Genomic DNA, 6,836 nt, shown 5'->3' with positions numbered 1-6,836 from the left:
CGGCTCACCGGGCTCGACAGGTCAACCGGGGTTCTACATGAGCCGATCCCCGGATCGCACCCTGCGCAAGCCCGGTTGACCTGTCGAAGAGGACGGATGCCCCGCACTCGGCGCCCAGCCTCAGCATCGGCGACAGCGCCAGCAGCCGCCCACCCTCACCCCCGACTACCGCGGCTCACCGGGCTCGACAGGTCAACCGGGGCTCTGCATGAGCCGATCCCCGGATCGCATCCTGCGCAAGCCCGGTTGACCTGTCGAAGACAGGACGGATGCTGCCCCCACACGCAAGCCCGGGCGTCACGACGTGTCACGCGGGCGGGGCCGCGGCGCGCGCGTCTCTAGAATCGACGCATGGCCCACGTCCTCCTGCCCCGTGAGATCCTGCCCGCCGACGGACGGTTCGGCTGCGGCCCGTCGAAGATCGCGCCCGCGCACATCGAGGCGCTCGCCGGCCCCGGATCGGCACTGCTGGGCACCTCGCACCGCCAGGCCCCCGTCAAGGACCTCGTCGGCCAGGTGCGTGCGGAGCTCGGCCAGCTGTTCCGTCTGCCGCACGGCTACGAGGTCATCCTCGGCAACGGAGGGTCGACGGCGTTCTGGGATGCTGCGGCCTTCGGCCTGATCGAGAAGCGCAGCCAGAACCTCGTGTTCGGCGAGTTCGGCGGGAAGTTCGCCGCCGCGGCGAAGACGCCGTGGCTCGATGCCCCCGACGTCCGCAAGGCCGAGCCGGGCACCCGGACCGTGGCCGAGACCGTCGAGGGCGTCGACGTGTACGCGTGGCCGCACAACGAGACCTCGACCGGTGTCTCGACCCCGGTCACGCGTGTGCACGGCGATGACGGCGCCCTGACCGTCATCGACGCGACGAGCGCCGCGGGCGGCATCGACTTCTCGGTGCACGAGGCCGACGTCTACTACTTCGCGCCGCAGAAGAACCTCGGCTCGGACGGCGGACTGTGGTTCGCCCTCGTGTCTCCCGCCGCGATCGAGCGCATCGAGCGCATCGCAGCGTCGGGTCGCTACATCCCCGAGTTCCTGAGCCTCAAGAACGCGCTCGACAACTCACGCCTCAACCAGACCCTCAACACGCCGGCGCTGGCGACGCTGTTCCTGCTCGACAAGCAGCTCGACTGGATCCTCTCCTCCGGCGGCCTGCAGTGGGCCGACGCGCGCACGCGCGAGTCGTCGCAGGCGCTGTACGACTGGGCCGAGGCGTCCGCGTTCGCGACCCCGTTCGTCGCCGACGCGGCCGACCGCTCCCCCGTGGTCGTCACGATCGACTTCGACGCGTCGGTGGATGCTGCGGCCGTGGCGAAGAGCCTCCGCTCCAACGGGATCGTCGACACCGAGCCGTACCGCAAGCTCGGACGCAACCAGCTGCGCGTCGCGACGTTCGTGTCGATCGACCCCGAAGACGTGCGTCAGCTGATCCGCTGCATCGACTACACGGTCGAGCGGCTGGGCTGAGCCTTCTCGTCGGCCCCGTCCGCGAGCGGTGACGGGGTCGGCGACAGCACGGCCGACACGATCGCCTCGATGGCGAACTCGGACGCGCGCGCGAGGTCGACCGCGGTGGGGTCGAGCAGCCACTGCACCTGCAGACCGTCCATGACGGCGAGGATGCTCGTGGACGCGTAGCCGACGGTCTCGGGCGCCGTGATGCCACGCTCCGCGCACACGACCTCGAAGGCGTGGGCGACCTCCGACCGCAGCGTCTGGTAGCGCTTCTCGAAGAAGTCCCGGCCCGGGTGGTCGTCTGTCACGGACTCGGCCGACAGCACGACGTACGCCTGGACGATGCCCGCGCGGTGCGCGTTGACGAACGCGGTCCGCACGAGGTGGCGGAAGAGCGGCATCCCGTCGGGGATGTGCTGCTCCTCGAGGTCGGCGACGTCGGTCTCGTCGCGGTGCTGCAGCACTTCGAGCAGCAGCTGATCCTTCGAGCCGAAGTGATGGAGGATCCCGGCGTGGGTCATGCCGACCTGGTCGGCGATCTCCTGGAGCGTGCCCCCGGCGAATCCCTTGCTGCCGAAGATCTCGACCGCGGCGTCGAGGATGTCGCGCCTGCGCGCGATCGTCTCGGGCCGCGAGCGCGGCTGCCGACGCTGTGCTGTCATCGGTCGGCGCCCCCTTCTTCAACGGCGTCTCGGATACGTCTTCACCGGCGCCTGTGAGTCTACGCACGGCCGGTACGTGCGCACCGAAACACCATACTTGCAAAAGTTACTTACTTGATTGTAAGTTGTTCCGGCAATCACCCTGACGCCGTCGTCATCCCCCCGGGAGACACGATGTCGTGCACACATCTAGGAGAAGCAATGAGGCTCAGAACATCCTTCGCCGCCGTCGGAGTCGCCGCGGCACTGGTACTCACCGGCTGCGCCGGCGGCAGCGGCGATGCCGACTCCGACGGAGCGGCGCTCACCATCGCCAAGCCCGACGGCGCGATCACCACCGAGTCGAACAACCCGTATCTGGGCGACTCGTCGGCCTCGAAGTACGCCTACGGCAAGGTCATCTTCGAGTCGCTCGCCCTCGTCAACCCGACCGGCGACCTCGGAACCACCCCCTGGCTCGCGGAGTCCGTGGACTGGAACGACGACTACACGCAGCTCACCGCCGTCGCGCGCAGCGGCGTGAAGTGGAGTGACGGCGAGGACTTCACCGCCGACGACATCGCGTTCTCGTTCGACCAGGTGCTCGACGGCAAGCTCAACGACACCAACGCGCTCGACCTCAAGAGCGTCGCCGTCGACGGCGACACCGTCACCATCGACTTCAACAGCTCGAAGTACACCCAGCAGGCGCGCGTGCTCCACTTCCAGATCGTGCCCGAGCACATCTGGAAGGACATCGAGGACCCGAACACCGACCCGCTCACCGGCGAGGGCCAGGCCGTCGGCACCGGTCCGTACGTGCTCGACTCGTGGACGACCGAGTCGGTCACCCTGGCCGCGAACCCCGACTACTGGGGCGGCGAGCTGGCCGTGCCCGAGCTGCACTACGTCTCGTACGGCGACAACGCCGCCCTCACGACCGCCCTCGCCACCGGCGAGGCCGACTGGGCGCAGGCGTTCATCCCGCAGATCGAGGACAGCTACCTGTCGGCCGACCCCGACAACGTCTTCCTCGCCTCGCCCACCGCGGGCGCCGGCACGCTGTTCATGAACCTGCAGACCAAGCCGTTCAACGACCCGGCCCTCCGTCAGGCGCTCGCCTGGACGATCGACCGTCAGGCCTACGTCGACATCGCCCGCGAGGGCGCGAGCGAGGCGATCTGGAGCGTCACCGGTCTCGGCGCGCTGCTCGAGGACGAGATCGTGCCCGAGTACGCCGGCCAGAACTACGAGGTCGACGTCGACAAGGCCCGTCAGATCCTCACCGACGCCGGCTACACCTGGAGCGGCGAGAGCCTCGTCGACCCCGACGGTGAGCCCGTGACGTTCTCGATCTCCGTCCCCGCGGGCTGGAGCGACTGGAACACCGAGCAGGCGCTCCTGGCCGAAGAGCTCAAGGAGGGCCTCGGCATCGAGGTCAAGGTCGACCAGCCGGACTGGGGCGGCTGGGACGCCGCACGCCAGGAGGGCACCTTCCAGGCGATCATCCACTGGCTCGAGGACACCGGCAACGCCTACGGCCTGTACACCTCCGCGATGGACCCGAAGTGGATCGTCGACGGCAAGGCGGCCTTCAACTTCGGACGCTTCGACGACCCCGCCGTCACCGAGGCGCTGAACACCTACGCGAACGCGTCGTCCGACGCCGACCGTGACGCCGCCCTCGCGGTGATCGAGAAGGCGTTCGTCGAGAACGTCCCCGTCATCCCGCTGGGTGCGCACCCGCTCCTGGGCGAGTTCAACACCCGCAACTACGTCGGATGGCCGTCGGAAGACGACCAGTACGCTTCGGCGGACCCGACGCAGCCGGCGGTCGTGCAGATCCTGACCAAGCTGCAGCCCGCCGAATGACACACCGCGGCGGGGGGGGGGGGGGCCCCCCCCCCCGCGGGGGGGGCTCCCTACCCCCACCACGCCCCCCCCCCCCCACCCCCCCCCGGGGGGGGGGGGGCGCCCCCCCCCCCCCCCCCGCCCGCACGTCACCCCTCACGAAAGCGAACCAGCACACCGATGAGAGATCCGCTGCTCTCCGTCCACGACTTCTCGGTCGTCTACGACGTCGATCCCCCTGTGAAAGCGGTCAAGAACGTCACCCTCGAACTCCAGCGCGGTGAGATCCTCGGGCTCGCCGGCGAGAGCGGATGCGGCAAGACGACGCTCGCCTACGGCGTCCAGCGCCTGCTCAAACCCCCGGCGGTCATCACGACCGGATCCGTCGTCTTCCACGACGTGAGCGGCCAGGACGTCGACATCAACAGCCTCGACGCCGAAGCGATGCGCCGCTTCCGCTGGGACAAGATCTCGATGGTGTTCCAGGGCGCGATGAACTCGCTGAACCCGGTCGCGACCATCGGGTCCCAGCTCGACGACGTCTTCGAGGTCCACCGCCCGAGTCTCACCCGCTCAGATCGCCGCGCCGAGGTCATCGAGCTCCTCGAGATCGTCAAGGTCGGCGCGCAGCGCTACCGCTCGTACCCGCACGAGCTGTCGGGCGGCATGCGCCAGCGCGTCATGATCGCCATGGCACTCGCGCTGCGCCCGCAGCTCATGGTGATGGATGAGCCGACGACCGCGCTCGACGTGCTCGTGCAGCGGGAGATCCTCCGTCAGATCTCGCACCTGCGCCACGAGTTCGGCTTCTCGGTCATCTTCATCACCCACGACCTTCCGCTCCTGCTCGAGATCAGCGACCGCATCGCGATCATGCGCGAGGGCGAGATCGTCGAGCTCGACACCGCCGAGCGCGTCTGGACGGATCCGCAGGACGAGTACACGCGTACCCTTCTGGCCTCGTTCCCCAGACTCACCGGAGAGAGAGGGGTGGTCCACCGATGACCGTCCTCGAATTCGACGCCGTCACCAAGGTGTACTCCGTGCGCGGCGCCGGCCAGATGAAGGCCCTCGACGACGTGAGCTTCACGCTCCGGTCGGGCCAGACGATCGGCCTGGTCGGCCAGTCCGGCAGCGGCAAGTCGACGATCGCCAAGATCCTCACACAGCTCGAGTCGCCCACGAGCGGCGAGGTGCGCCTCGACGGGGAGCCGATCCCCCGTCGCGGCAAGGGCCTGCGCAGGTACCGCCAGCAGCTGCGCATGGTCTTCCAGGATCCGTTCGCGTCGCTGAACCCGTACCACACCATCCGCTACGCCATCCAGCGGCCGCTCCAGCTCGACAAGGTCGTGCCGAAAGACCAGCTCGATGACGAGGTCCGCCGTCTCCTCGGCCGCGTCCGGCTCGATGCCGACGCCGTCATCGACCGCCGGCCGCACGAGCTCTCAGGCGGCCAGCGCCAGCGCGTCGCGATCGCCCGTGCCCTCGCGTCCCGCCCGAAGCTGCTCGTCGCCGACGAACCGGTCTCGATGCTCGACGTGTCGATACGTCTCGGAGTGCTCAACCTGCTCGCCGACCTCCAGCGCGAACACGGTCTGGGCGTGCTGTACATCACGCACGACCTGGCCACCGCCCGCCATTTCAGCGACGAGATCCTCGTGCTCAACCAGGGGCGCGTCGTCGAGCGGGGCCCCTCCGACGACGTGATCCTGAACCCCCAGAACCCCTATACCCAAGAGCTGCGCGCGGCGTCCCCCGACCCCGACGCCTACTTCGCACACGCAGCCGGCATCCTCGGAGGTGAGAAGTGAGCGCCGTCGCCCCCCAGCTGCCCGCCCCGGACTTCGACGCGATCGAGGCGGGCACGACCGCGACAGGCGCCGTCAAGGGCCGCGCGCGTATCCCGTGGCGGTTCCTCGGCAACCGCGCCCTGTTCTACCTGTTCACGCTGTGGGCGGCCATCACGATCAACTTCTTCCTGCCGCGCCTGATGAAGGGCGATGCGGTGACCGCCTACCTCGCCCGCAACCGCAACGTCACGCCAGAGGCGGCCGAGGCGCTGCGCGCTCTGCTCGGACTCGACACCGACGCCTCGCTCTGGCAGCAGTACGTCGACTACTGGGCGCACCTCCTGCGCGGCGACCTCGGCATCTCGCTCCTTCACGGCATGCGGCCGGTGACGGAGGTGGTCGGACAGTCCTTGATCTGGACCGTCGGCCTCGTCGGGTTCGCGACACTCATCGCGTTCGCGGTCGGCACCATCGGCGGCGCGATCGTCGGCTGGCGCCGGGGCAGCCGGCTCGACGTCCTCATCCCGATCACCACGTTCTTCAGCACCATCCCCTACTTCTGGCTGGGTCTTCTGGCGATCTCGGTGTTCTCCGTCGCCCTCGGGTGGTTCCCGATCGGCAAGGCCTACGGCGTCGGCGTGGCGCCGGAGTGGTCGTGGGAGTTCATCGGCGACGTGGTCCACCACGGCTTCCTCCCCGCGGCGACGATCGTCATCGCCTCGCTCGGCGGCTGGATGCTGGGCATGCGCAACATGATGCTCACGGTGCTCGACGAGGACTACGTCACCGTCGCGCAGGCCAAGGGCATGCCGAACGACCGGGTGCTCTGGCGCTACGCCGCGCGCAACGCCGTGCTCCCCCAGATCCAGAGCTTCGCGCTCGCGCTCGGCTTCATCGTCGGCGGCACGATCGTGATGGAGGTGGTGTTCAGCTACCCCGGCGTCGGCAAGCTCCTGCTCGACGCCACCAACGCGAAGGACTACGCCCTCATGCAGGGGGTGTTCCTCGTGATCACGATCTCGGTGCTCCTGGCGAACCTCCTCGCCGATGTCGCCTACGCATTCCTCGACCCGCGCACGCGCCAGACGGAGGCCTGAGC

General features: G+C 68.9%; 6 protein-coding genes. 5 read left to right on the top strand and 1 reads right to left on the bottom strand.

What is annotated here, in order from left to right; genetic code table 11:
- The first annotated feature begins 351 nt into the window (after positions 1 to 351).
- Positions 352 to 1,467 carry a phosphoserine transaminase gene (gene serC, locus ACFQ7C_RS02910; RefSeq protein ID WP_378897670.1) on the top strand — a complete coding sequence of 372 codons (1,116 nt, stop codon included), beginning with the start codon at positions 352 to 354 and terminating at the stop codon, positions 1,465 to 1,467.
- On the opposite strand, the gene ACFQ7C_RS02905 is transcribed toward serC, so the two are convergent.
- On the bottom strand, positions 1,443 to 2,117 hold the full coding sequence (locus tag ACFQ7C_RS02905) for a TetR/AcrR family transcriptional regulator (RefSeq protein ID WP_378897667.1): 675 nt from the start codon (positions 2,115 to 2,117) through the stop codon (positions 1,443 to 1,445). The two genes, serC and ACFQ7C_RS02905, sit on opposite strands and share 25 nt — an antisense overlap.
- Positions 2,118 to 2,318: 201 nt before the next feature.
- On the opposite strand from ACFQ7C_RS02905, the gene ACFQ7C_RS02900 reads away from it, so the two are divergent.
- From ACFQ7C_RS02900 to ACFQ7C_RS02885, 4 genes are all read left to right on the top strand, one after another.
- On the top strand, positions 2,319 to 3,968 hold the full coding sequence (locus tag ACFQ7C_RS02900) for an ABC transporter substrate-binding protein (RefSeq protein ID WP_378897664.1): 1,650 nt from the start codon (positions 2,319 to 2,321) through the stop codon (positions 3,966 to 3,968).
- Positions 3,969 to 4,127: 159 nt separating this feature from the next.
- The gene (locus ACFQ7C_RS02895) at positions 4,128 to 4,952 is read left to right on the top strand and encodes an ABC transporter ATP-binding protein (protein ID WP_378897661.1); all 825 of its coding nucleotides are present in this window, start codon (positions 4,128 to 4,130) and stop codon (positions 4,950 to 4,952) included.
- The gene (locus ACFQ7C_RS02890) at positions 4,949 to 5,758 is read left to right on the top strand and encodes an ABC transporter ATP-binding protein (RefSeq protein WP_378897658.1); all 810 of its coding nucleotides are present in this window, start codon (positions 4,949 to 4,951) and stop codon (positions 5,756 to 5,758) included. The genes ACFQ7C_RS02895 and ACFQ7C_RS02890 overlap by 4 nt, the downstream gene beginning before the upstream one ends.
- The gene (locus tag ACFQ7C_RS02885; RefSeq protein WP_378897655.1) at positions 5,755 to 6,834 is read left to right on the top strand and encodes an ABC transporter permease; all 1,080 of its coding nucleotides are present in this window, start codon (positions 5,755 to 5,757) and stop codon (positions 6,832 to 6,834) included. Before ACFQ7C_RS02890 ends, ACFQ7C_RS02885 begins: the two co-directional genes overlap by 4 nt.
- Positions 6,835 to 6,836 lie beyond the last annotated feature (2 nt).

It is taken from the genome of Microbacterium sp. NPDC056569, from assembly GCF_042793475.1.
Lineage (GTDB): Bacteria > Actinomycetota > Actinomycetes > Actinomycetales > Microbacteriaceae > Microbacterium.
The sequence above is the reverse complement of the archived record's forward strand: the minus strand, read 5'-3'. Positions and strand labels throughout refer to the sequence as shown.